The organism is Paraburkholderia sp. J8-2 (genome assembly GCF_905220195.1).
In the GTDB taxonomy this organism is placed as follows: domain Bacteria; phylum Pseudomonadota; class Gammaproteobacteria; order Burkholderiales; family Burkholderiaceae; genus Paraburkholderia.
In genome coordinates, this window is sequence record NZ_CAJMZA010000002.1 from 692,377 (window position 1) to 716,597 (window position 24,221).

At 66.3% G+C, this 24,221-nt stretch carries 22 protein-coding genes; 8 read left to right on the forward strand and 14 right to left on the reverse strand.

All coding sequences use genetic code 11. From position 1 onward, the window contains the following. Positions 1-137 precede the first annotated feature (137 nt). A complete protein-coding gene (locus tag U5A52_RS08435; protein WP_321934471.1) occupies positions 138-620 on the forward strand; it encodes a hypothetical protein in 483 nt (160 codons plus the stop codon). Positions 621-853: 233 nt separating this feature from the next. Further along, positions 854-1,573 carry an OmpA family protein gene (locus U5A52_RS08440; RefSeq protein ID WP_321907247.1) on the forward strand — a complete coding sequence of 240 codons (720 nt, stop codon included), beginning with the start codon at positions 854-856 and terminating at the stop codon, positions 1,571-1,573. Positions 1,574-1,650: 77 nt separating this feature from the next. Here the strand turns inward: U5A52_RS08440 and U5A52_RS08445 are convergent, their stop codons facing one another. Both U5A52_RS08445 and U5A52_RS08450 read right to left on the reverse strand, forming a co-directional pair. Next, positions 1,651-3,207: a DHA2 family efflux MFS transporter permease subunit gene (locus U5A52_RS08445; protein WP_321907245.1), complete on the reverse strand. Its 1,557-nt coding sequence runs from the start codon at positions 3,205-3,207 to the stop codon at positions 1,651-1,653. A gap of 147 nt (positions 3,208-3,354) precedes the next feature. Then, positions 3,355-3,879 (reverse strand): MarR family transcriptional regulator, encoded by a 525-nt coding sequence (locus U5A52_RS08450; RefSeq protein WP_321907244.1) that lies wholly within the window; start codon positions 3,877-3,879, stop codon positions 3,355-3,357. 228 nt (positions 3,880-4,107) lie between these two features. On the opposite strand from U5A52_RS08450, the gene U5A52_RS08455 reads away from it, so the two are divergent. Together U5A52_RS08455 and U5A52_RS08460 are read left to right on the forward strand one after the other, a co-directional pair. Then, a complete protein-coding gene (locus U5A52_RS08455; protein ID WP_321934472.1) occupies positions 4,108-4,446 on the forward strand; it encodes a hypothetical protein in 339 nt (112 codons plus the stop codon). Between the two features lie 161 nt (positions 4,447-4,607). Beyond that, positions 4,608-6,188 (forward strand): efflux transporter outer membrane subunit, encoded by a 1,581-nt coding sequence (locus U5A52_RS08460; RefSeq protein ID WP_321934473.1) that lies wholly within the window; start codon positions 4,608-4,610, stop codon positions 6,186-6,188. A gap of 45 nt (positions 6,189-6,233) precedes the next feature. Here U5A52_RS08460 and U5A52_RS08465 read toward each other — a convergent pair whose 3' ends face one another. From U5A52_RS08465 to gspG, 8 genes are read right to left on the reverse strand one after another with little or no spacing between them, the layout of a single operon-like run. After that, positions 6,234-7,013, reverse strand: a complete 780-nt coding sequence (locus U5A52_RS08465; RefSeq protein ID WP_321934474.1) for a type II secretion system protein N — start codon at positions 7,011-7,013, stop codon at positions 6,234-6,236. 55 nt (positions 7,014-7,068) lie between these two features. Then, positions 7,069-7,608 carry a type II secretion system protein M gene (locus U5A52_RS08470; RefSeq protein ID WP_415764944.1) on the reverse strand — a complete coding sequence of 180 codons (540 nt, stop codon included), beginning with the start codon at positions 7,606-7,608 and terminating at the stop codon, positions 7,069-7,071. Continuing rightward, on the reverse strand, positions 7,584-8,987 hold the full coding sequence (gene gspL / locus U5A52_RS08475) for a type II secretion system protein GspL (protein ID WP_321934475.1): 1,404 nt from the start codon (positions 8,985-8,987) through the stop codon (positions 7,584-7,586). Before gspL ends, U5A52_RS08470 begins: the two co-directional genes overlap by 25 nt. A 34-nt stretch (positions 8,988-9,021) precedes the next feature. Further along, positions 9,022-10,161: a type II secretion system minor pseudopilin GspK gene (gene gspK / locus U5A52_RS08480; protein ID WP_321934476.1), complete on the reverse strand. Its 1,140-nt coding sequence runs from the start codon at positions 10,159-10,161 to the stop codon at positions 9,022-9,024. Continuing rightward, positions 10,158-10,841, reverse strand: a complete 684-nt coding sequence (locus U5A52_RS08485) for a type II secretion system protein J (protein ID WP_321907236.1) — start codon at positions 10,839-10,841, stop codon at positions 10,158-10,160. The genes gspK and U5A52_RS08485 overlap by 4 nt, the downstream gene beginning before the upstream one ends. Beyond that, positions 10,819-11,247 (reverse strand): type II secretion system minor pseudopilin GspI, encoded by a 429-nt coding sequence (gene gspI / locus U5A52_RS08490; protein ID WP_321934526.1) that lies wholly within the window; start codon positions 11,245-11,247, stop codon positions 10,819-10,821. The genes U5A52_RS08485 and gspI overlap by 23 nt, the downstream gene beginning before the upstream one ends. A 13-nt stretch (positions 11,248-11,260) precedes the next feature. Then, complete coding sequence (locus U5A52_RS08495) at positions 11,261-11,794, reverse strand: GspH/FimT family pseudopilin (RefSeq protein ID WP_321934477.1); 534 nt, start codon at positions 11,792-11,794, stop codon at positions 11,261-11,263. Positions 11,795-11,815: 21 nt separating this feature from the next. Then, positions 11,816-12,250: a type II secretion system major pseudopilin GspG gene (gspG, locus tag U5A52_RS08500; protein ID WP_321907789.1), complete on the reverse strand. Its 435-nt coding sequence runs from the start codon at positions 12,248-12,250 to the stop codon at positions 11,816-11,818. A 251-nt stretch (positions 12,251-12,501) separates the two neighbouring features. Between gspG and U5A52_RS08505 the strand changes: the two genes are divergently transcribed. Then, positions 12,502-12,915, forward strand: a complete 414-nt coding sequence (locus U5A52_RS08505) for a hypothetical protein (RefSeq protein WP_321907231.1) — start codon at positions 12,502-12,504, stop codon at positions 12,913-12,915. 49 nt (positions 12,916-12,964) lie between these two features. On the opposite strand, the gene gspF is transcribed toward U5A52_RS08505, so the two are convergent. From gspF to gspD, 3 genes are read right to left on the reverse strand one after another with little or no spacing between them, the layout of a single operon-like run. Next, complete coding sequence (gene gspF / locus U5A52_RS08510; RefSeq protein WP_321907229.1) at positions 12,965-14,182, reverse strand: type II secretion system inner membrane protein GspF; 1,218 nt, start codon at positions 14,180-14,182, stop codon at positions 12,965-12,967. 58 nt (positions 14,183-14,240) lie between these two features. Further along, complete coding sequence (gene gspE / locus U5A52_RS08515) at positions 14,241-15,737, reverse strand: type II secretion system ATPase GspE (RefSeq protein ID WP_321907227.1); 1,497 nt, start codon at positions 15,735-15,737, stop codon at positions 14,241-14,243. Next, positions 15,734-18,052, reverse strand: a complete 2,319-nt coding sequence (gene gspD, locus U5A52_RS08520) for a type II secretion system secretin GspD (RefSeq protein ID WP_321934478.1) — start codon at positions 18,050-18,052, stop codon at positions 15,734-15,736. The genes gspE and gspD overlap by 4 nt, the downstream gene beginning before the upstream one ends. 497 nt (positions 18,053-18,549) lie before the next feature. Between gspD and U5A52_RS08525 the strand changes: the two genes are divergently transcribed. Then, on the forward strand, positions 18,550-18,996 hold the full coding sequence (locus U5A52_RS08525) for a lytic transglycosylase domain-containing protein (protein ID WP_321934479.1): 447 nt from the start codon (positions 18,550-18,552) through the stop codon (positions 18,994-18,996). 233 nt (positions 18,997-19,229) lie between these two features. Continuing rightward, positions 19,230-20,558, forward strand: a complete 1,329-nt coding sequence (locus U5A52_RS08530; protein WP_321934480.1) for a GTP-binding protein — start codon at positions 19,230-19,232, stop codon at positions 20,556-20,558. Positions 20,559-20,704: 146 nt separating this feature from the next. Here the strand turns inward: U5A52_RS08530 and U5A52_RS08535 are convergent, their stop codons facing one another. After that, entirely contained in the window at positions 20,705-20,983 is a 279-nt protein-coding gene (locus tag U5A52_RS08535) for an HU family DNA-binding protein (RefSeq protein ID WP_027815965.1), read from the reverse strand. Between the two features lie 463 nt (positions 20,984-21,446). Here U5A52_RS08535 and mnmC point away from each other — a divergent pair, with 463 nt between their 5' ends. Continuing rightward, positions 21,447-23,423 carry a bifunctional tRNA (5-methylaminomethyl-2-thiouridine)(34)-methyltransferase MnmD/FAD-dependent 5-carboxymethylaminomethyl-2-thiouridine(34) oxidoreductase MnmC gene (gene mnmC, locus U5A52_RS08540; protein WP_321934481.1) on the forward strand — a complete coding sequence of 659 codons (1,977 nt, stop codon included), beginning with the start codon at positions 21,447-21,449 and terminating at the stop codon, positions 23,421-23,423. Positions 23,424-24,221 lie beyond the last annotated feature (798 nt).

The following is a 24,221-nucleotide window of genomic DNA, read 5'->3' on the forward strand; positions in this document are numbered from 1 at the left end:
CAGATGCGGTCCAACCAGGGTAGGCGCCGCATTACCGGCCTGCGCGGACGACGGGCGCGCCGGGCGAGTGATACTGAAAACACCAAAAAATGCACGGGCCGCGCGCCATGCGGCTCACTCCGGGAGGAATCCACACCATGAAACGAATGCTTGCGATCCTGCTGTGCGCAACGGCTGCGGCCTGCGCGTCGCGCGGGCAGGTCGATCCCGACGTCATGCAGATCGCGACCGCGCCGCTCACCTGCTCGAACAAGGCGGAATGCGATCTCTGGTGGCAACGCGCAGAGGGCTGGGTGCGCAGTCATTCGAAGTACGAAGTGCAGACCGTGACCGACACGCTGATCCAGACCTCGGGCCCGGGCGGCGGCCGGCGCCTGCTCGCCTATGAAATCACGAAGTCGGCCAACCCCGACGGCACGGCCACGATCGGCTTCGCCGCGCACTGCGACAGCTCGCTCGGCTGCAGGCCCAACCCGTGGTCGGCGGGCGCGGCGTTCAAGCAGTACGTGCGCACGGGCGTCGACGCGCCCATTCCCGGCGACACGACCACCGGCGCAGGCGGCGACACGGCCGGCGTGACTGGCGCGGCGGTGGCCGAGCCGGCTTCGAGCGCGCATTGACCTCTGCGCATTGACCTCTGTGTCGATCGCTGCATATGGCTCTGGTCGCGCGAGGCGTAGGCAGCGCTGGCGCGCGCTCAGAGCGGTCGCTTCACCACGATGACTTTCGAATGGCGTGTATTGCGGATTTAGGCATTGTCTGATTGAGCGAGGGATTGGGGAGCCCGTATCTTGGGCTGGCTTCGGCCTGCGTGGTCTGGGCCGTTCATCCTCATCCACAACTCGAATCGACAATGAAACTGCGCCTTCTGTCCACCAGTGCCGCGGCTGCCGTAATCGTCGCCGCCGCAGGCTGCACTACCGCCTCAGGTCCCACCCACAATCTCGACGTCGTCACCCTGGCCAACGGCTCACAGGCGTACCGCGTGCAGTGTCTCGGCTTGCTCGAAAGCTCCAAGACCTGCATGGCGAAGGTCAACGAGGTCTGCGGCACCAAGACGCCGCTGCGCGTCTCGTCGGTGGACCGCGCCGCTGCCGGGTTCAAGCCGGAAGACGATCCGCGCGAAATCACGTTCATCTGTCAGACGCCGCAGCCGCCGGCCCCGCCGCCGGCGCCGGTCGTCGAAACGCCGCCTCCGGCTCCGCAGGTCCAGCCGCGCACGATCACGCTCAATGCCGACGCCAACTTCGCGTTCGACAAGGCCGATCTGCTGCCCGGCGGCAAGCAGACGCTCGACCAGTTCATCCAGGAAAGCAGCAATGTGAACATCGGCGCAATCGTGATCAGCGGCTACACCGACTCGGTCGGCTCGAAGGCTTATAACGACCGCCTCTCGCTGCGCCGCGCGCAGACGGTGCGCAACTATCTGCAGTCGCACGGCCTGCACGCGAGCCAGTACGAAGTGCACGGCTACGGCTTCGCGAAGCCGGTCGCGTCGAACGCCACGCCTGAGGGCCGCGCGAAGAACCGTCGCGTCGAGATCGAAACGAGCGGCATTACGCAGCGTCAATAAATGGGGCGTCGGTAACGCCGCGCGCAACGCGCACCCAGTTGCCCGCAGCTTCGTGCGGGCGGCCTTTCGTGGGACCGTCAATGACCCATTGCCGGTCCCGCGCCTTTTTTCGGCTTCGTCACCCACACCAGCAGGGCCAGCACGACAAACATCGCACAGGAGATGCGGAAGAAGTCGTTGGTGGCCATCATGTAGCCCTGCGTCGTCACGACGTCGTTGAGCTTGGCGGTCAGGCTTTGGCCTGCAAAACCCAGGCTGGCGAGCGCGTCCTTGTAGGCGATGGTGTTCGGCGAATACTGGCTCACCGATTCCGAGAGCACGGCATGGTGATAAATCGCCGCGTCTTCCCAGAACGTCGTGCTCACCGCCGTGCCGATCGCGCCCGAAAGCGTGCGCAGAAAGTTCGAAAGGCCCGAGGCGCTCGCGAGCCGCTCGTCAGGGACGCTCGAAAGCGTGATGGTCGTCATCGGCACGAAGAAGCAGGCCACGCCGATACCCTGCACGAGACGCGGCAGGATCACGTGATTGAACGGCACATCGAGTGTGAACGTCGAGTTCCAGAGCGAAACGAGCGCGAACACGACGAATGCGAAGCTCGCGACCATGCGCAGATCGAGCCGATGCATGTTGCGTCCGATGAGCGGCGAAAGCACGAGCGCGAGCAGGCCCACCGGCGCGGTGGCCAGACCCGCGAGGCCCGCGGTATAGCCCATGACCGTTTGCAGCCAGAGCGGGAAGATCACCACCGAGCCGAAGAACGCCATGAAGCCGAACGAGATGATCATCGCGCCGAGCGCGAAATTGCGGTCGCGAAAGAGCGATAGATCGACCACGGGCTCCTTTTCCGTCGCCTCCCACACAAGCATGAACGCGAGCGCAACCACCGCGATGATCGCGAGCGTGACGATGAACGTCGAGTTGAACCAGTCGCGGTCCTTGCCGAGGTCGAGCATCATCTGCAGGCACGACACGCCGATCACGAGCAGCGCGAGGCCCACGGCGTCGATGCGCTGCTTCGTCGTCTTCGTTTCGCGTCCGCGCAGCAGCAAGTAGGCACAGATGCCCGAGAACAGGCCAATCGGCACGTTGATGTAGAAGATCCACGGCCACGTGTAGTTGTCGGTGATCCAGCCGCCCATGACCGGTCCGAAGATAGGCGCGACGATCACGGTCATCGCCCAGAGACCGAGCGCGAGCCCGCGCTTGGCAGGCGGGTAGGAGCGCATGAGGATGGTCTGCGACAGCGGGACCATCGGCCCGGAAACGAGCCCTTGCACGAGACGGAATGCAATGAGCGTCTCGAAGTTCGTCGCAAAGCCGCACGCGGCCGAGGCCAGCGTGAACAGCAGCACGGAGATCGTGAAAAGGCGGACTTCGCCCACGCGGCGCGCGAGCCATCCGGTGAGCGGCACGGCAATCGCTGAGGCAACCGAATACGACGAGATGACCCACGTGCCTTCGCTGTTGGCGACACCCAGGTTGCCCGAGATGGTCGGCACCGCCACGTTGGCGATCGAGGTGTCCAGCACCTCCATGAAGGTCCCGAGCGCGAGCCCGACCGTGAGGAGCGCGAGCGTGCCGCCGGAAAACGGTGCGGGTCCGGCCTGCGCGGGCACCGCGGAGGAAGCTGCCATGTTGCGTGTCCTTGTTGGGTCGGCCGGTTCTGCACCCGAAGCGCAGCGCACACCGACTTGCTATTCCGTGTCTGTGCATTTTCTGCCCAGACAGTGATTGGATCAAACTACACCCAATGCTGCGCTGCGGCGCGTCGTACAACGTTGCTAGTCGCCGCGTTCCTGCGTCGGCGCTTGCGCGTCTTTACCGCTGTCGTTCGTCGATGCGCATAGCGGCGTGGTCGAACCGTCATTCGCGATGAAGCGCTGCAGCAAATGGACGAGCGTTGCGACTTCTTCGGGTGCGAAGCCGCGCAACTGCTCGGACATCTCCGCGGCGATCAGGTCGGGCAATTGCTGCGCCGCCGTGCGCCCCTGATCCGTCAGTGCCAGCTCCACGACCCGGCGATCCGCCTGGCTGCGCCGCCGCTCGAGAAAGCCCTTCTTCTCCAGCCGGTCGAGCATGCGCGTCATGGAGCCGGTGTCGTACGAGAGCGCGCGCGACATCTCGTTCGGCGTGCTGGCGCGCTCGAACCACAATAAAAGAATCACACCAATTTGCGACGATGTGAGCCCGAGCGGCGCAACCGCCCGGTCGATGCGCCCGGCCAGCACATTGCGCGCAGTCGAGAGGAAATAGCCGAGACTTGGCTCGACGCCCAGCCTGGTCGGGACGAAAGGACCGTCGCTCATCGCAGTTCGCTTTGCAGCCTCTCAAAAAACGAGCGAATTATAACGGGTTACTTCGCTGCTCAGGCAGATAAATCTCGTCGCGCACCGCAACCGTCTCTGCCGCAGTGATCGGCGCGTAAAAACAACAGTTGCATTGATGCGCTGCAAAGTATGTTGTGATTTGGTTGCATAGTCAATATTATGACAGGCAACCAGTTTCATTCTTCTACGTTCACCCGTTTGGGCATCATGCTTTACCTGATCAACGCGCTTGGCGGCCTTGGCCGTTCCGTCACCGACACCGCCCGCCTGGCTTTCACGAAGGCTAGCGCGGGTTCGTGGTGGGCGCGCTCGCGCAAGCTCGCGTTGTACGCGGCCATGTTTGCGCTGCCGGGCGGCTCGATCGCGGTTGTGGCCGTGGTGTGGGCGCAGCGTCGGCGCACGCGGCAAGAACCCGCAGCGGCGGGGGCGGTCGTGCCGGCCACGCCCGCGAAGGCAACAGCGGCGACAGCGGCGAGTGCCGCACCCGCGTGCGCAGGCACCCAGCTCGCCTGCCGCGCACCGAAGCGCCGCCGTAACGACGCGTAACCTGCGCGTCGCACGCCGTAACACCCGCCAACCCTTCCAACGCGTAAGCTTTCGGATTCCGTGTAATCACTCGCGCGTACGCTACCATTGCCGCAACGCGACAACCCCGTGCGCGCCCGGCCGCCCGACTGCGCGCCGGTTGCATCGACAGGAATCCTTGCATGCATTGCCGTTTCGTCCGCCCCGGCGCCTCCACGGGATCCGCCGGGTCCTTGGCGCGCCGCGCGCCCACGTCGCTTTCCACGTTGGCGCTGTGCGCAGCCGCCGCGCTCGCGTTCCAGTTGGCAGGCTGCGCAGTCGGCCCCGACTATCACCGGCCCAGCGCCGCCGTACCCGCTTCGTTCAAGGAAGCGCCCGAGGGATGGAAGGTCGCGCAACCCGCCGATACCGCCGACCGCGGCGCCTGGTGGCTGATCTACGACGATGCGCAGCTCAATGCGCTGATGGACCAGCTCAACACCAGCAATCAGACCGTTGCGCAATACGCTGCCGCGTATCGCCAGGCGCGTGCGCTAGTGGGCGAGGCACGCGCGGCGTACTTTCCGGTGATCAGCGGTACGTTCTCGGGCACACGCTCGTACACGCCCACGCGCGTAGCCAACTCGAGCGGTGGCTTGTCGAGCGGCACCATCAACAACAACGTCAGCCTGGGGCTCGACGCCACCTGGGAACCCGACCTCTGGGGCAAGGTGAGCCGCACCGTCAGCTCGCAGGAGGCAAGCCAGCAGGGCGCCGCCGCCGATCTCGCAAACGCGCGTCTATCGGCGCAGGCCACGCTTGCGCAGACTTACTTCACGTTGCGCTCGCTCGACGCGCAGCAGAAGCTGCTCGATGACACGGTTGTGGCGTACCAGAAGTCGCTGCAGCTCACGCAAAATCAGTATGCCCAAGGCGTGGCGGGCCGCGCTGATGTGATCCAGGCGCAAACGCAATTGCAGTCTGCCCAGGCTTCGGCAATCGACAATGGTGTGGCGCGCGCGCAGGACGAGCACGCGATCGCCGTGCTGGTCGGCCAGCCCGCCTCCACGTTCTCGATCCCGCCGTCGCCGCTCACCGCCACGCCGCCCACGGTGCCGCTCGCCATGCCGTCTGCGTTGCTCGAGCGCAGGCCCGACATCGCCTCGGCAGAGCGCAAGGCGGCCTCCGCCAATGAGCAGATCGGCGTCGCCATCGCGGCGTACTTCCCGACGCTCACGCTTTCCGCAAGCGGCGGTTTTGAAAGCTCGGTGATGTCACAGCTGCTGCAGTTGCCGTCGCGCTTCTGGACCCTCGGGCCGTCGCTTGCTGGCACGATCTTCGACGCCGGGCTGCGTAAAGCGCAGACCGAGGCCGCGCGCGCCGCCTACGATCAGCAGGTGGCCACCTACCGGCAAACCGTGCTGGCCGCGTTCCAGGACGTGGAGGACAACCTCGCTTCGCAGCGCATCCTGGGGCAAGAAATCGTCGTGCAGCAGCAGGCGGTGGATTCGGCGCAGCATGCACTCTCGATCGTCACGAACGAATACAAAGCCGGCACAACCGATTTCCAGAACGTGCTTTCCGCGCAGGCCACGGCCTTCACCGCGCAGCAAAAGCTCGTGAGCCTCGGCGGGCAGCGCATGGTGTCGTCGGTGGGGCTCGTGAAGGCGCTGGGCGGCGGCTGGGATGCTGCGCAGATGGATCGCGAGACGGGCAGCGTGGCCGCGCCGGTCGCGGCTTCAGCAGCGTCCGCGCCGGCGGTTGCGGCCGCCCAGCCGCAGTAATGCGTACGCGCCCGCTCAGGCGGGCGCACGCTCAAGCCGCGAACGTCAGCGCATGAAGGTCAGCGCGACGGTTCCCGGCCCGATCGGGCGGCCCAGCAGATTCAAGAGGCCTGCCAGGTTGTCGCGCTGATCCGGCGCCGCGCTCGCGGTGCCCTGGAACGAGGCGAACGCGCGCGAGAACGAGCCGCGTCCCTCGAGCATGAGCGGGCCTTTTTGCGTCGAGAGATCGAGCGTCGACGTCGCCCCTTGCGCCTGCAACACGACCTGATACGTGCCGAGAGGCTTCACGAGCGAAACGCGCGAACTCATGTCGGCGAGCGACACGGTCAGCCGTCCGAACGCATCCGTGCCGAACACGCGCCACGGGCTCCACGCAAGCCGCACCTTGCCGTCCAGATCGAGCGTGTTGAAGGGCGCGCCGAGACCCGCGAGCAGCGAGGCCGGCACGGCGATCGTGCCCGCGCTCACGTTCGCGCCGCGCAACGTCGCATCCACGGTAACGGCGTCGGGCATCGCCTCGGTCTGCAGCATTTCCATGCGCACACGCGCGACGAAAAGCGGCCAGAACGCCGTGCGCCACACAATGCGACCCGGCAGCAGCGTCGCGCCGCGCGCGTCCTGGCCCGCGGCGAGCATCAACGTGGCGGAGCCGTGCCAGAGCGAGCCTTCCGGATCGATCAGATTCACGTGCCCCTGAGTCGCGCGCGCGAACTGCGGCGCGATCCAGGCCGCGGGCAGGCGGGCGAGCAACACGGCTGCGCTCGACAGCAGGCCCACGATCAGCCAGGGCAACACGGCGCGCAAGCGCCGCATCCAGTAACTCATTGCTTGTTTCTCCGGCGATTCTCAGTGCGCGCTGGTCAATGCGCGCTTTTTCTTTTTAGTGCGTATTCGCCGGTTGCAGCGAGGCCGTCAAGTCGACCTGACCATCGGTCTTCAGCGCGGTGATGTGCGCCTCGACCACCTGCACCTTGAACTGCTTGCGCACGTCGTCGAGCCACGCGGCCCACGCCGGAAACGACGCATTCTTCATCTGCACCTGCACCGTCGTGCCGATCAACTGAATCTGCGCCCCCGTGAGCGCGTGATCGGCAAGCGAAGCAGTGACTGCGTCCTTGAGCGCCTGGCCGCCCGGCGCCACGCTCGCAGCAGCCCCCGCAAGCGAGCGCGCCTCGTCGGCCTCGGCCGTCATCTGCGCGAGCTGGCGCTGCATGCCGGGCAGGCTCTCGCGCAGGCGCGCGCGGCCGTCGGCGGCCGGCTGCCACAGCACCGACCAGCCGATCGCCAGCGCAAGCACCGCGCCGCCCCACGTGAGCAGCGCCTTTTCGCGCGTGGTGCGCGCTTCCCAGAAGGTCGCCCAGGCCTCGGCCCAGGCGCCGCTCATAGCCGTTGTCTTCACGATGCGCTCCTGATGGTCCATTTGCCCGTGCTGGCATCCACCGTGCCCGCAAGGCCGTTGCCCGCGAGGCGTTTCGCGAGATCGGCGTCGACGTTGACGCCTGGCTTGAAGGTCACGTCCAGACGTCGGTCGTGATAGTCGAGTGCCGCGATGCCGTTCGCGGGCACCGGACCGAGCGCGCGCGCGAGGCCGTCGGAGAGCGCGAGGAAGTCGTCGCGCGAGGGTTCGCCCGCGGCGAGGCGCAACTGCTGCAACTGCCGCGCCATTTGTCCCGCGGGGTCGAGCACGACGGTCGTCTTCGGGAACGCGTTGAGGAGCAGCTCGGTCATCTGCGCGCTGATGGCGTCGCGCTGGCGCGCCATCATGAGCCACTCGATATTCGCGCCGACGACCGCGACGACGAGCGACGCGGCCACGAGCCCGATCGGCACGCGCAGACGGCGCACCGTCGCGCGGTCGAGCCGCCACGGCTGCGAGGCGAACTCGAACTGGCAGAGGTCGAAGCGGCAGGCAAGCGCGCGCCGCGCGAGCGCCTCGAACGTGAGCGTCTGCGCGCCCGGCAACGCGGCGGCCAGCGACGCGCGTGCGGCCGCGCTCGCGGGCTCGCCCGGCAGGTTGGTGAGGACGTAGCCCGAAACCGGCGCGCCGCCCGCGAGCGCCGTGACGGTGGCGGCCACGCTCGCGGCGGGCACTGCGAAGCCGTCGGCGAGCACGCCGCGCACGATCGCGAGTTCGAGCGGCGCTTCCGACGTGGCGGCCGCGGGCTCCGGCGCAACGCCGGGTAGCAGCGCGGGGGCGGTCGCGACGACATGACCGAGCACGCATGCCGTCACGGGTTCGATCACAGGCGCGGCGGGAGCCGCGGCATCGGACGTGACGCCCGGCTCCGCGCGCCCGGCAGGCACAGCGGCTCGAGCCTCTCGGGCCACCTCCACCGACTCCACAGCCTCCACCGCCTGCGCAGCAGGCAGGCAGCGCGCCACTGGCACCGCGCGCAGATTGCGGTGCCCTGCGGCGGTGAAGCCTTCCAGGAGAAAACGGAACCAGCCCCGATCGATGGCGGCCACGACCTGGCGGCCATCGGCCAGACGCTTTGGGTCGAGTGCGAGATGGCAGGTCTGTGCATCCTGGATCAGATGATCCTCGACCACGTTCGGCAGCGCCTGACGCAGCCGCGGCCCCCTGAGCGGCGGCACGGTGGCGGCGAGCATGAGCAGGTCGCGCGCGGCGATCAGCAGAATGGTGGTCGAGGCCTTCGGCAACAGCCCGAGCGCCGAACGGCCCGCGCGTTGCGTGTTGCCCGTTTTGTCGAGCAGCACGAACGGCAGTTCCGGCAGCTGCCATTCCTGCGAGTGGACCGCCGGGTCGCGGGGCGGCATGAGAACGATCAGCGTGCTCAAACGCACCTCTTTTCGATGTTGGTCGGGGACGGTTTCATGGTTCGTCGCTAACGCGCACGATGCGCGTCGTATGGGTGAGCGGATCGCGCCAGACAAGCGTCGTGCGGTCCACCTCGGCGCGCTCGTGCTGCACGCGCCCATGTACCAGAAAGTAACTCGTGTTGACGTCGATTTGCGTGGTGTCGATCGAGACTTGCTTCACTCCCACGCCTTCGAGCGCGAGTTGCACGTCGCTCACGTTGCGGAAAAACACGCTCTGGCGATGCGCGACGAGGGCCTGCGCGTTCGAAAGGCTCATGCCCGTCACGACGGAAGCGATCACCTCTGCGCTCGCCGTGTTCATGTTCACGGGCGTCACGGTGGGCAGGATCGTCACGAACGGGCGCAGCCGCGCAACGGCGTCGGCCGTGAAGCCGGGCACGTCGAGCAGCGAATCGACGCTCGTCATCATGAGCGGGGCGACGCCGCTGTCGTTGTCGGACTCCGAGAGGCCGGGGTTGTCGGTGTAGTTGCCGCCGCCAGTCGTCCCGCCGCCTGCGAGCACCTCGGTTTGCGAACCGGTGTTCGTCGTGGTGGTTTGCGTCTGGAAGCGCGTTGCCGAGTAGGCAAGCCCAGAGCGCAGGTACACCGCAGTGTTCTTCGCAAGCGACTGGTCGAGGCCGAGAATCTGCAACAGGCGCGCGAATGCCTCGATCTCCGTCACGTTCAGCTGCAACGAGCCCGGCGCGCTGGTCGCCACGAGATTGCGCAGATTGAAGCGCGCCTGGGCGTCTTCTATCGAACCCGAAAGCCAGGTGTCCGCGCCCTGTTGCGCGTGCGCTTCGCCGATCTGGCCGAGAAAGTCGGACAGCCGCGTTCGCGCGAGCGGCACGCCCCACGCGCCGCCGAGATACGTAATGCCCGCCGACGTGTCCGCTTCGGAGCGCAGCACGAGGCGCGTCCAGTCGAGCGAGGCGCGCGAGATCCATTGCGCCTGCGCGAGCAGACGTTGATTCTCGATGCGCCGCAACTGCACCTGCTGGCGCCACAACATGCCCGAGACGATGATCGCCGAAAGCGCGACGACGAGCAGCGCGCTGATGATGGCCGCCCCGCGCCGTGCGCGCGTGGAACGGCTGGATCGTCTACCTTGCCGGGTGTGCCGTGCGGAGGTTCGTTGTGTGCGCAACGTCATTCCCCCACCAGAAACACGCGGGTCACCGGCTGCTGGAGCGCATGCGAGCCCACGCTCACCTGCACCCCCGTCACCGCGCGCGGCAGCGGCGCGTTGCCGAGTTGCGGCACCTTGAGATCGTTGTTGTTGCCCGTGACCTGCGAGCGCACGTCCTGCATGTTCGCGGTCCAGCCCGTCTTCGGCACGTACAGGCGCGCGTTGATAACGTCCACGCCGCTCATCATCGGCAACGCGCCCCAGTTGTCGCCTTCGCCGCCGCGCAGCGCACGCCGTAACGCTCCGAGATCGGCGAGAGGCGGCGACGCATAGCGCACCACCTGGCCGCCCGACACGCGGTAACGCACCACTTGCAGGCGGGGCGCCGCGCCCGGCGGCATCGCGAACGCGCGCACGATCTGCAGCGCGCCGCCGTCGAGCGAGATAGCGACGCCGCCCGCTTCGTCGTCGGAGGCGGCTTCGCGCAAGTCGATGCGCATCTGGTCGAACATTTGCGCGAACACGCGCTCCTGGGCCATCGAGCGCGTAATGGTCTCGCGCCCGCGCACGATCTCGTCGAGGCCGCGCCACGAGAGGATGGCCACGACGGCCATGATGGCGATCGCAACGAGCAGCTCGATCAGCGTGAAGCCGCGCGCTGACGAGGCGACGCGCACGCGGTCACAACGAGCGGTTCGTCTCATTGGCGAGCACCGTGACGAGTTGCGCGAGATTGCCGGAGCGGCCGGGCGTCGCAACCGACACCTCCACGCGCCGAAAAACGGGGTTGGGCGTCGCCGCGACGTGCTGCGTGCAAGTCAGCCGCAGATTACCCTGCGAGCAGTCGAAACTGCTCTCGCCAAGGTCCGGCCACGCATGCACGAGGCGCAGTTGCGCAAGTGTGTTGTCCGCACTCCAGCCCGCAAGCAGGCGGTCGTGCAGGTCGGCTTCGCTCGCGGCGAGGCTGCCCACGGCGCGCAACGAAGCGGCCAGCGCAATCGCGATGATTGCGAGCGCAACCAATACTTCGATCATCGTGAAGCCGCGCTCGCTCACCGGACCACGCTGTCGATCCAGGCGAGCGCCGTGGCCGCGCTTTCCCCCACGCATCGAGAACCGCATCTCAGCGCACCTCGAAGCGGCCAGTGCCGGTGCCGACGATCGTCGCGCTGCCGGCGGCCGAAAAGAGCGTGACCTGCACCGGCACGTCCACGGCCTCCGTGCCGAAGATGAGCCGGTTTGCCTGCGTGTCGTTGCCGCCGGGGTAGGTGATCGCCACGCCGGTCACGCCGCCTTCCCATTGGCGCGGTCCGAGCAGATCGTCGCGCAGCGGACGCCAGCCGTCTTCCGTATGCACATCGAAGCGGAAGCCGCCCGCGAGTGGCTGCCATGCAATGGCGCGCGCGCGCACCTGCGCCTCGTCGCCCGCCGACTCGAACAGGAGCGCGAGCCGCTGCGCTTCTTCATTCAGGTCGGTGCGCGGATTGCGCGTGAGCGTGAGCGAAGCGAGCGAGATGAGAATCCCCGCGATCAGCAGCACCACGAGCATCTCGAGCAGCGTGAAGCCCGCCGCGCGCGCACGCGTACCCGCGCGTGACGCGCGCGAGGTGCGTGACGATCGGCGGTCCCCGCAAGGGGAAGGGCGGCTCGTTTGCATGGATGCTGCGTGGCGGATGACTTATTGCCAGGACCCGACGTCGGCATCGTTGCCTTCGCCGCCGGGTTTGCCGTCGGCGCCATAGCTGAATACGTCGATCTCGCCGTGCACGCCCGGGTTCAGGTACTGGTACGCACTGCCCCATGGGTCATTGGGCAGGCGCTCCAGATAGCCGCCGTCTTTCCAGTTGTTCGGCACGGGGTCGGTGGTCGGCTTTTGCACGAGCGCCTGCAGCCCCTGGTCCTGGGTCGGATAGCGGCCGTTGTCGAGGCGATAGAGCTTCATTGCCTGCATGATCGTGCCGATGTCCTGGCGCGCGGCGACGCGGCGCGCTTCATCGGGACGACTCATGATCTTCGGCACGATCAACGCGGCAAGAATGCCGAGAATCGCGATCACGACCATGATTTCGATGAGCGTGAAGCCGCCTTGGCGGCGCGCGCGCGTGACTTCCATTTCGGCACGGCGCTTGGTGCACAATTTCGCCCACATGGACATGAGTTCTTTCCTCTCTCGCTAGATAGGGTTGCGGTGCACTTGTGCGCCGCGCTTCGTCCTGCCTGCAATCGAACCCGCCGCTTGAACCGGCGGGTCCCTCGCTCGCATGACGGGTCATTGTAATGTCACACGATGACGCCTTTCCGACGCCTCGCGGGCATGGCAAACGCGTACATCAAAAATTCCATAAACCTTCGTACAATGGGCTCATGAACCCACTGCAAATCCGCCTTCTTTCCCTCGCCGCGTTTGCGGTGTTCTGCGCCACGGCCACGTGGTGGACGATCACCCTCGCCACGAACCGCGCGGCGCCGGTGCAGGCCGCCGCCGCCCAGCCGCCGGTCTCGCTCGATCAGGCCGGCACGCTGTTCGGCGGCAGGCTCGAACGCAACCCGGTGCAGGACATTCACCTGTTCGGCATCCTCGCGCTCGCGCAGGGCGCCGCGGCCATCGTGAGCGTCGGCGGCGAACCCCCGCGAGCCATCTCGCTCGGCGGCCCGATCGACCAGAACTCGAAACTCTTCGAAGTGCGCCCCCGCTCGATCGTCATCGACCGCCACGGCGTGCACTCCGAAATCTTCCTGCCGCCCAACGCAGCCGGTCCCACCATCTACGTGCGCTGAGTTGCGCGCGCCGGGCTTCTTGCCGGGCGTCTCGCGCAGTTCGTACGCCTTACTGCACAAGGTTGTTCAGCTCGATGATCGGCAGCATCACCGCTAGCACGATCACGAGCACCACGCCCCCCATCGCCAGAATCAGGAGCGGTTCGAGCAGGCTCGTGAGGAACATCGTGCGCCGCTCCAGTTCGCGCGCTTCACCTTCGGCTGCGCGGTCGAGCATGGTCGTCACGTCGCCGGTCGCCTCACCCGAGCGGATCAGGTGCACGAGCACGGGCGGAAACGTCTTCGTATTGCCCAGCGCGCGAGAAAGCGACGTGCCTTCGCGTACACGCACGATGGCTTCGTCGATGTTCGTGCGCATCGCCTTGTTCGAAAGCGTCTCTCCGGCCGCCTGCAGCGCGCGCAGGATCGGCACGCCCGCGGCGGAGAGAATGCCGAGCGTGCTCGCGAAGCGCACGGTGTTGTAGCCGCGCACGAGCTTGCCCGCGAGCGGCGCAGTGAGCATCCAGCGGTCGAACGCGAGACGCGGGCCAGGCCTGCGCAAGGTCGCGCGCACGATCCACGCCACCACGGCCACGGCGATCAGCACCGCCCACCACCACTGCCGCACGAAGCCCGAAAGCGCCATCATCACGACGGTGAGGAAGGGCAGTTGCTGCTTGGTGCTCGCAAACACGTTCACCACTTGCGGCACCACGTAGCTCAACAGGAACGTGACGATGCCGAACGCGATGATCGTGACGATCGTCGGGTACGTGAAGGCGAGCACGATCTTCTGCTTGAGCGCGTTGCGCTGCTCGATGTAGTCGGCCAGACGCGAAAGCACGATGCCGAGCTTGCCGGTGTGTTCGCCCGCGGCCACGAGCGCGCGGTAGATGTCCGGGAAGTCGCGCGGATGCTGCTCGAGCGCGCTGGCAAGCGAATGGCCGCCGAGCACCTCGGCGCGAATGGCCGCCATCAGTTCCCGGATGTAGTCGCGCTCGGACTGCTCGGTGAGCACCGCAAGCGCCTCGCCGAGCGGCAAGCCCGCTACCAGCAGACTGGCGAGCTGGCGCGTGAGGATGGCCTGCTCGCGCTGCGAGAGCTTGCGCCCGAGCGCGAGCCGCTGCGCTCGCGCGCCGCGCGTGCGGCTCGCGGCGGCTTCGACCACGAGCGGCGTGAGACCCTGGCCGCGCAGCAGCGCGCGCGCGCCGCGCGCGCTGTCGGCGTCGAGCACGCCTTTTTGCGCTTTGCCCGTGGCGTCGATGGCTTCGAAGCGAAATGCCGGCATGTTGCTGATCGCCCTCGCTTTTAATGAGCGTCCATCTGGTGGTTCATCTTGCGGCCCATCATGCGCCGCCCGTCACGCGCAGCACTTCTTCGAGCGAAGTCCTGCCCGCGTCGATCCAGCGCTCGCCGTCTTCGCGCAGCGTACGCATGCCTTGCGCGCGGCCGGCCTCGAAGATCTCCGCATCGGCGGCATTGCGGTGGATGAGCGCGCGAATCGGCTCGTCGATGAGCAGCAGTTCGTACACGCCGCGCCGCCCCGAGTAGCCCGAATGACCGCAACGATCGCAGCCCACCGGATGCCAGCGTTTTCTGCCGTCGTCTTCCACGCGCTCTTCTTTGCACACGGGGCAGAGCTGGCGCACGAGGCGCTGCGCGAGCACGCCGAGCAGGGAGGAGGCGAGCAGATACGGCTCGACACCCATGTCGGTCAAACGCGTCACCGCCGAAGCGGCGTCGTTGGTGTGCAGCGTGGCGAGCACGAGGTGGCCCGTGAGCGAGGCCTGCACGGCGATCTGCGCGGTTTCGAGGTCGCGGATTTCACCGATCATGATGATGTCCGGGTCCTGGCGCAGGATCGAGCGCAACGCGCGCGCGAACGTCATGCCGATGCGCTCGTTCACCTGGGTCTGCCCGATGCCCGAGAGGTCGTACTCGATCGGGTCTTCCACAGTCATGATGTTGGTCGTGGCCGTTTCGAGCCGCGACATCGATGCGTAGAGCGTGGTCGTCTTGCCCGAGCCCGTCGGGCCGGTCACGAGCACGATGCCGTGCGGCTTCGCGATCAGCTGGTCGAACTTGCCGAGCGTGTCGCTCGCCATGCCGAGCGCTTCGAGGTTCAGGCGCTGCGCGTCTTTTTCGAGCAGACGCAGCACCGCGCGCTCGCCGTGACCCGTGGGCAGCGTGGAGACGCGCACGTCCACCGGACGCCCGCCCACGCGCAGCGTGATGCGGCCGTCCTGCGGCAGGCGTTTCTCGGCGATGTCGAGCTGCGCCATGATCTTGATACGCGAGATGAGCGCGCCATGCAGCGCCTTCTTCGGGCGCACGACATCGCGCAGCGTGCCGTCCACGCGAAAGCGCACCACCGAGGCATTCTCGAACGGCTCGATGTGAATGTCCGATGCCTGCTCGCGCGCGGCCTGCGTGAGGAGCGCGTTGATCATGCGGATGATCGGCGCGTCGTCTTCGGACTCCAGCAGGTCTTCCACTTCGGGAATGTCCTGCATGAGGCGCGAGAGATCGACTTCGCCTTCCACTTCGCCCACCACCTGCGCGGCGCTGCCGTCCTGGCGCGCGTAAGCCTGATTGATGGCCTGCGCGAGTTCGTCGGCCGGCACGCGCACGAGCGCGAACGCGCCGAAGTTGCGCGCGACTTCGGCGATGGCGGCCTGCGACGTGCGCTCGCTGATCCACACTTCGAGGCCTTCTGCGCGCTGCTGGGCCACGAGAATCTGACCGCTGCGCGCGAAGCCGTACGGCACGAGGCGCGCGGCGAGCGGCGAGGGCGGCTCGCGGTCCGCCCCGCTGGTGGCCGCAGGCGCGTGAGGCGTGCTCACGGCTGCACCCGCGTCGTGGCAGGCGCCGCCTGTTGCACCGGCGTGGTTTCCACGGGCATGGTTTGCACCGGTTCGGCTGGCTGCATCTGCACGGCGCTGGCCGGCTTCGCGGGCTGCACGCCCACCGCCTGCTGACGCCGCATCTGGTCGAGATCGAACAGGTTCAGCGCCGATCCGCCCTGGCTCGGGCCGAGCGGCATCGGCGGCACGACCGGGTCGTCCTTATCCTTGATCAGGTTGTTGTCGGACTTATATGCGCCCGTCACGCCCTGGATATAGTCGTAGCGGTTCGACGTGACCGCTTGCGCCGTGTCGCGATCGTTGATGATCACCGGACGCAGGAACACCATCAGGTTCGTCTTCTCGCGCGTCTTGTTTTCCGAGCGGAACAACTGGCCGATCCACGGAATATCGCCAAGCAGCGGCACCTTGCTGTTGGCGACCTGGTAGTTGTCCTGCATCAGGCCGCCGAGCACTATGATCTCGCCGTTGTCGGCCAGCACGGTCGACTGGATCGAACGCTTGGTGAACTCGGGGCCGGCCGGATTGGTCGTCGCGTTGGTCGTGCCCGTCACGATCGCCGAGTCTTCCGTGTAGAGCTGCAGCTTGAGGATGCCGCCGTCGGTGATCTGCGGCTTGATGTGCAGCGTCAAGCCGACGTCCACACGGTCGAAGGTGTTGAACGCCGTGCTCGCCGTACCGCTCGTCAGGTTCGAATAGGAACCCGTCTGGATCGGCACGTTCGTACCCACGACGATCTTCGCTTCCTGGTTGTCGAGCGTGATGAGGTTAGGCGTGGACAGCACGTTCGCGTCGGCCGTTTGCGAGAGCGCCTGCAGCAATGCGCCAAGGCCCTGCACGCCGAAGATGTTCTTGATCCAGCCCACATTCAGGCCCTGCTGCAGGCTCTGACCCGCGAGCGCGCTGGCGAGACCGCCCGTGGTGGCGTCCGCTGCCGCTTGCGCCGTCAGGTTGACAATGCTGTTGCCGCTGCCGGTGGCCAGATTGGTGCCTGCGTACACATTGCCGCTCGCGACCTGCCACTGAATGCCCAGGTTGGCGTTGGTCGTCGAGTTCAGCTCGACGATCAGCGCCTCGATGTAGACCTGTGCGCGGCGCGCATCGAGCTGGTTGATGACGGAGCGCAGATTGCGGTACACCGCGTCCGGCGCCGTGATGATCAGCGAGTTCGTCGCCGGGTCTGCCTGGATCATGCCGCCCGGCTGATTGTCGTCGCCCTTGTCCTTGTCGCCGCCGAGGAACGGCGCTTCGTTGCTGCCGCCGCTGCTGCCGTATGAACTGCCCCCGAGCGAGCTGCCCGACGACGTGCCGCCGCCGAGCGAACTCGACGGCAGCGGTGGCGTGCCGGAGGTGCCCGTCGACGTGCCGCCGCCGCCGCTGTTGCCGCTTTGGTTGAAGCCGTTCGCATTGCCCGACGACGACGTATCGTTGCCGCCCTTGCCGAGCATGCCGCGCAGCGTCTTGGCGAGCTGCGTGGCGTCGGCGTTGCGCAGCGGGACGACGTGAATGTTGCCGGGCATGCTGGTCGGCGCGTCGAGCTGCTTCGAGAGCTGGACGGCGGAGGCCAAGCGCTGCGCGTTCGAGGCGCGCAGCATCAGCGAGTTGGTGCGCGGGTCGGCGACAACCGAAACCTTCAGCGACGGGTCCGTGGCGCCGATCGCGCCGGGGTCGAGCATCTTCGCGATTTGCGGCGCGATGTCGAGCGCATTGGCGTTGTGCAGCGGCACGACCTGCACCTGCTGGCCGGCGGCCGAGTCCACACCCGCGATGATCGAAGCGATGCGGCGCACGTTGTCCGCATAGTCGGTCACGATCAGCGTGTTGTTGCCCGGGTAGGCGGCAATCGTGTTGTTCGGCGAGATGAGCGGGCGCAGCACGGGCAGCAGGTTGTTCGCCGACTCGTGCCGCAGCGTGAACACCTGGGTCACCACCTGATCGCCACGCGCGGTAGGCGCATTGCCGACATAAGTCGGCACGCCCTGCAGCTTGGCGTCGGCTTCCGGCACGACCTTCAGTACGCCGTGATCCTGCACGAGCGCGAAGCCTTGCATGCGCAGCGCCGACTGCAGGGTCTTGAGGGCCTGGTCCTCGGGTACGGGATTCTCGGAGACGAGATTGAGCTGCCCCTTCACGCGGGGGTCGACGATGATGGTTTTGCCGGTGGCGGCGCCAATTGCCTTCGCCACCTGGTCGATGTCGGCGTTGACGAAATTGAGCGTGACCTGCGCATAGGCAAGCTGTGCGGTAATGAGTCCGCTCACGAGCAGCGCCGTGGCGACGCGACGCAAAGCCATACGATTTCTTCTCATGGGTGTCTTATCGAAGCCAGCGGCAGACGCGCGCGGCTATTCGTCCTCGACGTACGGCTGTGGGGCCGACTCGCCTGTGCTTTTCTGACTAACTTCCGACTAGTGCCGGCGCCGGCTCTCCTCAGCCCGGACGTCCGTTAGTCAACAAAAGATGGAACAGTAGCAGTTTTTCATGTCGAATTTGTCACAAAAAATGGGTCTCCGGGGAATTCTTCTAATCCCCGAGCCGCGCCAGCCTTCAATCCCAAGCTATTTGTAAGCATGCGGGCGTCTTGTCCGTGCGGCCAGCTTGACGCGTCATCGGTGACCGGTATCATACGAGCGGCCCGAACGATGGCCAACGCACTTTCCCGCCTTCTTTATGTGGGAATTCCCGCATTGTTCGCCAGAAAACAGGGCGGCCAGCGAGAGATTGCGTCATCCTTCAGGCAGCAACGTTCGCCTCTTCGTTTGCCCTTTTGTCAGCTTCCGCGCGAGTCGCCATGCAAAACATCTGGTCCGCTACGCTTGCCGCCGCTGTGGTGCTCGTCACCGCGAGCGCCGGCACGCTCGCGCATGCGGACTGTTTCGACGAGGCCGCGCGCTACCAGAAGGTCAATCCGCTGATCCTGCGCGCCATCGCCTGGCAGGAGTCGCACAACCGGCCCGACGCGGTACACAGGAATGCGAACGGTTCGATCGATTACGGCGTCATGCAGATCAATTCGGTGCATCTGCCCGTGCTCTCGCAGTACGGCATCTCGCAAAGCACGCTCATGGAGCCGTGCAAGAACGTCTATATCGCCGCGTGGCATCTGCGCCAGAAGATGAACAAGTACGGCAACACGTGGGCCGCCGTCGGCGCATACCATTCCGAAACGCCAACGCTGCGCGACCAGTACGCGCAGCAAATCGCCGACATTCTGCGCAAGTGGCATCTCATGCAGTAGTCATCCCGTAGTCATCCCGTAGTCATCCCGTAGTCATCCCGTAGTCATCCCGTAGCCGTGCAGTAGCTCGCTTGCGCGCGTACCGCCTGCTCGCGCCCTGAAAGCGGCGGCACGCGTGCGCCTGCGCCTCTCGCGTGCATGGTGCAAAATGCTGGCTGGCGCCGCACCCTTACGAGGATTTCGATCCTTTCGCGCGGCGGACCTCCCGACTCACTTTCTGCACCCCAACTGCGATGAACCAGCCGCCACTGCCCGTCACCGTGCTCTCGGGTTTTCTGGGCGCGGGCAAGACCACGCTGCTCAACCATATCCTTTCGAACCGCGCGGGCCTGCGCGTGGCGGTGATCGTCAACGACCTCGCCTCCGTCAACATCGACGCCGCGCTCGTGCGCGACGCCTCGGCGCTCTCGCGCGTGGAAGAGCGCGTGGTCGAAATGTCGAACGGCTGCATTTGCTGCACGCTGCGCGACGACCTGCTCACCGAGATCCAGCGCCTCGCCGACCCGGCACGCGCCGGCCAGCGCTTCGACGCCATCGTGATCGAATCGACCGGCGTGGCCGAGCCCATGCCGATCGCGGAAACCTTCACGTTCGCGGGCGAGGACGGCGTCGCGCTCGACGCGTTCGCGCGCCTCGACACGATGGTCACGGTCGTCGACGCATTCAACTTCCTGCGCGACTACGCGAGCGCCGACCAGCTCGCTGAGCGGGGTGTGGCGGCGAGCGAGGAAGACGACCGCGCGATCGTGGAACTGCTCGTCGATCAGGTGGAGTTCTGCGACGTGCTCGTGCTCAACAAGGCCGACCTCGTGAGCGGCGACGAACTGGCGCGCCTGCAGCACATTCTCGCGCGCATCAATCCGCGCGCCGTGCAGGTGGTGAGCCGCTTCGGCGATGTGCCGCTCGAGGAGGTCATCAATACCGGCCGCTTCGATTTCGATGCGGCGTCGAGCGCGCCGGGCTGGCTCGCGTCGCTGCACGACCATGACCATTGCGACGACCCGGCGCATTGCCACGATCCGGCGCACACGCATGCGCCGCGCAGCGACGCGGACGAGTACGGCATCAGCAACTTCGTTTACCGCGCGCGCCGTCCGTTTCATCCCGAGCGCTTCTGGGCGCTGCTCAACCAGGAGTGGAAGGGCGTACTGCGCTCGAAGGGCTTCTTCTGGCTCGCCACGCGTAACGACGTGACGGGCACGCTCTCGCAGGCAGGCGGCGTGTGCCGCCACGGTCCGGCCGGCACGTGGTGGGCGGCACTGCCGCGCGAGGAATGGCCGCAGGACGCCGAACTCGAACAGGAAATCGCCGCCGACTGGCAGGGCGATCTCGACGACCCGAGCGTCGGCGACCGTCGCCAGGAACTGGTGATGATCGGTGTGGATCTCGAGCCCGAAGCCTGGCGCGCAAAGCTCGATGCTTGCCTTCTCACCGATGCGGAGTACGCAGCAGGCCCCGAAGCCTGGCTGCACTACGCCGACCCGTTCCCGTCGTGGGAGCTGGACGACGATGACCACGATCATGATCACGGCGATCACGGCGAAATCGTCCATCGCCCCTAGTCGTCCCGAGTCACGAGAGCGACGCGCTCAATGAACAACGGCGCCGCAATCATGCGGCGCCGTTTGCTTTTTCGCCCGCGCCGCGTGAACCGCGCAGGCGAAAAAAAACCCGCCAGGGGCGGGTGTCAACTTAAAGCGGCAATACCTTAGCGCTTGTTGACGGCGTCCTTGAACGCCTTGCCAGCCGTGAACTTGACGGTCTTGGCTGCGGGAATCTTGATGGTTTCGCCGGTCTTCGGGTTACGGCCCGTACGGGCTGCGCGCTTGCCCGAACCGAAGCTGCCGAAGCCGATCAGCTGGACCGCGTCACCCTTCGACACAGCCTTCTTGACCACTTCGAGGAGCGTGTCCAGCGTCTCGCCGGTTTGTGCCTTGCTAGCGCCCGTCTGTGCTGCGACGGCGTCGATCAGTTCCTGTTTATTCATTGAGAAGTTCCTTTCTGTGTTTAGGTTGACACGAACAGCGCGAACGCGCCGATTATACGGACGCGTGCCGCGCCGTCGAGCAGCGACGGACCCGGAGCACCCCGGCGTTTTCGCGTTGCGGCGGCTAGCGTGTGTCTGCTGCCGCAACGTCCGTGCTGCCGCTTCCCTGGGCGGCGCTTGCTATGATAGCGCAGCGCAAACCCAATAACGACAAGGGTTTCGAAGATTTCGCGCAGGATATGCCGGTTTTTTGGGGCTTGCAGACGTTTTAAGGGTATCCACCCCCGCAAATCCCTCCGGCTGCGGCGTTTTTGCTGGCGCACGCGTTGCGCCGCGCCAACGCAGCATGCGCGCAAACGCCTGCCTGGCAAGCGTTTGCGGCGATGCGACCAGGCTTCGCCACACGCTTTTTCCAGCCTCGCTCCGTTCTCGTTTCTTCCTCATCTCTGGCTTCGCGTTCCTCATGACCGCCACCCTGACACCCGCCACGCTCGTTTTTCGGGAAGACGGCATGCCGTTTTCGCCTGTCTATGGCGACATCTATCACAGCACCGCAGGCGCATTCGCGCAGGCCCAAGCCGTCTTTCTGAACGGCAACGCGTTGCCACAGCGCTGGCAAAACCGGCGGATCTTCACCGTGGTCGAAACCGGCTTCGGCATGGGCGTGAATTTTCTCGCCACGTGGGCGGCATGGCGCGACGATCCGGCGCGCTGCGAACGCCTGCATTTCGTCTCGGTGGAAAAACATCCGTTCGCGCGCAACGACCTGCAACGCGCACTCGACGCAGTCGTTGCGCACGCACGCGAAGCGCCGCTCGCGCGCGAACTCGTGAACGCCTGGCCGATGCTCGTGCCCGGCACGCACCGCCTGGAATTCGACGGCGGACGCGTCACGCTCACGCTCGTTTTCGGCGATGCGCTCGAGGTATTTCCCAAAATGTGGATGCGCGCCGATGCGATCTACCTCGACGGCTTCGCCCCTTCGAAGAATCCCGAGCTCTGGTCTCCCGCCATTTTCAAGGCGCTTGCACGCATTGCCGGCGAGGACGCCACCTTCGCGACGTGGAGCAGTTCCGGGGAGGTGAAGCGCGCGCTCGAGCAAAGCGGCTTCGAATACCGCAAGGTGCCAGGCTTCAACGGCAAGTGGGCGATGCTGGTCGGGCGCTTCGCGCCGCGCTGGCGCGTGCGCCGCTATGAGCCGCCGCTGCCGCTTGCGCTGCGCGAGCGGCACGCCGTTGTCGTGGGAGCGGGACTCGCCGGCTGCGCGCTCGTCGAGCGGCTGGCCGTGCGCGGCTGGCGCGTGACGCTCATCGAACGCAATGCCGCGCCCGCGCTCGAAGCATCCGGCAATCCGGCCGGCGTGTTTCATCCGCTGATTTCCCGTGACGACAGCAGCGCGTCACGCATCACGCGCGCGGGCTTTCTCTACGCGCTGCAACGCTGGGCCGCGCTCGAAGCCGCTGGCCATGCGCCGGTGCGCTCGCACGCCGGCTTGCTCCATCTCGCCACCGACGACGAATCGCGCGCCGTCGCCGCCGCCCTGGATTCGTTCGGCTATCCCGAAGCATTCGTGAGCGCCGTCACGCGCGAGCAAGCGCAGGCGTTGGCCGGCGTCGCGCTCAATCAGGGCGGGTGGTTCTATCCGCAAGGCGGCGCGATCGATCCGGCATCGCTTTGCCGCGCGCAATGCGCTTTCGCCGCCGCGTTGCCAGGCGCCCAGGTCGAAACACGTTTCGGTGTGCGTATCGGTCACATCGCTCGCGCAGGCGATCGAGAATCCGACGAATGGCAGGTGTTCGACGACACCGGACGGCTCGTCGCCCAGGCGGCCGCGGTGATCTTCGCCAACGCTCAGGATGCCTCGCGGGCCGCGGCGCTCGCCCATGCGCCCACGCGCATCGTGCGTGGCCAGCTCACGCTCGTCGACCCCAGCCCGCTCGCGAACCTGCGCGTGCCCGTGATCGGCGAAGGCTATGCGGTGCCGCTCGACGGCGGCGTAACGCTCGCCGGCGCCACGTACGAAGTCGACGACGCCGACGACGCGCTGCGCGCCGCCGGCCACGTCGAGAATATCGAACGCGTCGCGCACATGCTCCCGGAGCTTGCGGCTGCACAAGGCGAGCGCGATTTCGCCGGCCGCGTGGCGTTTCGCTGCGTGACCAGCGACCGCATGCCGATACTCGGCCCGCTCGCCGACGAAGAAGCCGCCCGCCGCGACGCGCAACGTCTGGCCGGCGCGTGGCCGCTCGACCTGCCGCGCGCAAGCGGCCTTTATGGCGCGTATGCGTTCGGTTCGCGCGGACTCGTGTGGGCGGCGCTGGGGGCGGAGCTGATCGCGTCGCAGCTCGAAGGCGAGCCGTGGCCACTGGAGCGCGAACTTGCCGACCAGCTGGATCCGGCGCGCTTTCTCCAGCGTGCCTTGCGCCAGCGCAGTCTTTGAGCGCGCCGCACGGAACAGGGTGGAAAAGGGCGCCCAGGTTATCCACGCAAATCTGTGGATAACCGCGCGAATTGCCGGCGAATGGAGTGTGGAACCGGTGTGGACGTAAACGGGGTAACTCGGCACGTCCCGTTCCAGGCCAAAAAGTTGTTCTTCGAAGCGCTCGCGGACCGCACACACTTTGCGCGCGGTTGTGCGAGCGCCAACTCACGGATTCCTTTCGGTAAACCCGGGTTATCCACAGGAAACCCAGGCCCTTGTTAACTTCTACTACGTATACATACGGTAAACCGTAAACCCGAAGCTAACGCCACCGCTACCGGCAAGCACGACCCAACCAGAGCGTGAAACCCCCGACGAATGCCGCCTGCCGACGCGGTCATTTTTTCCGCATACTCCGCTAAAAGCGCACAATACGGACGCTATTACCGTCTTTGTCGATGCTTTCGGAGAGCGGGGGACAATTGCAAAAAAGCTATGGCACAATCGCCGTTCTTTCCGCGTCACATGCCGCATCAGACGGTTGACGCTTCCAAGGAACGGTTGCCCCTCATCCTGAATCTGAGTGCTCAGGGAAGACGGCAGCGTTCGTTCATCCAACGCGGGCGCAGCCACACCACACGCAAGGCGCCCGTACCGGCTGTTCGCCGCATCGTTATGTGCCGGCGCACTGCTTTGCCGTAGCGTTCGCCATTGCGTTTGCCATCGCGTTTGCCGCACTGTTTGCCCGCGCTCGCCGCAGGAAGCGCTAATTCGCGCCAGTTCGCCATGTCGTCAGATCGTTGACCCTGCCGGCTG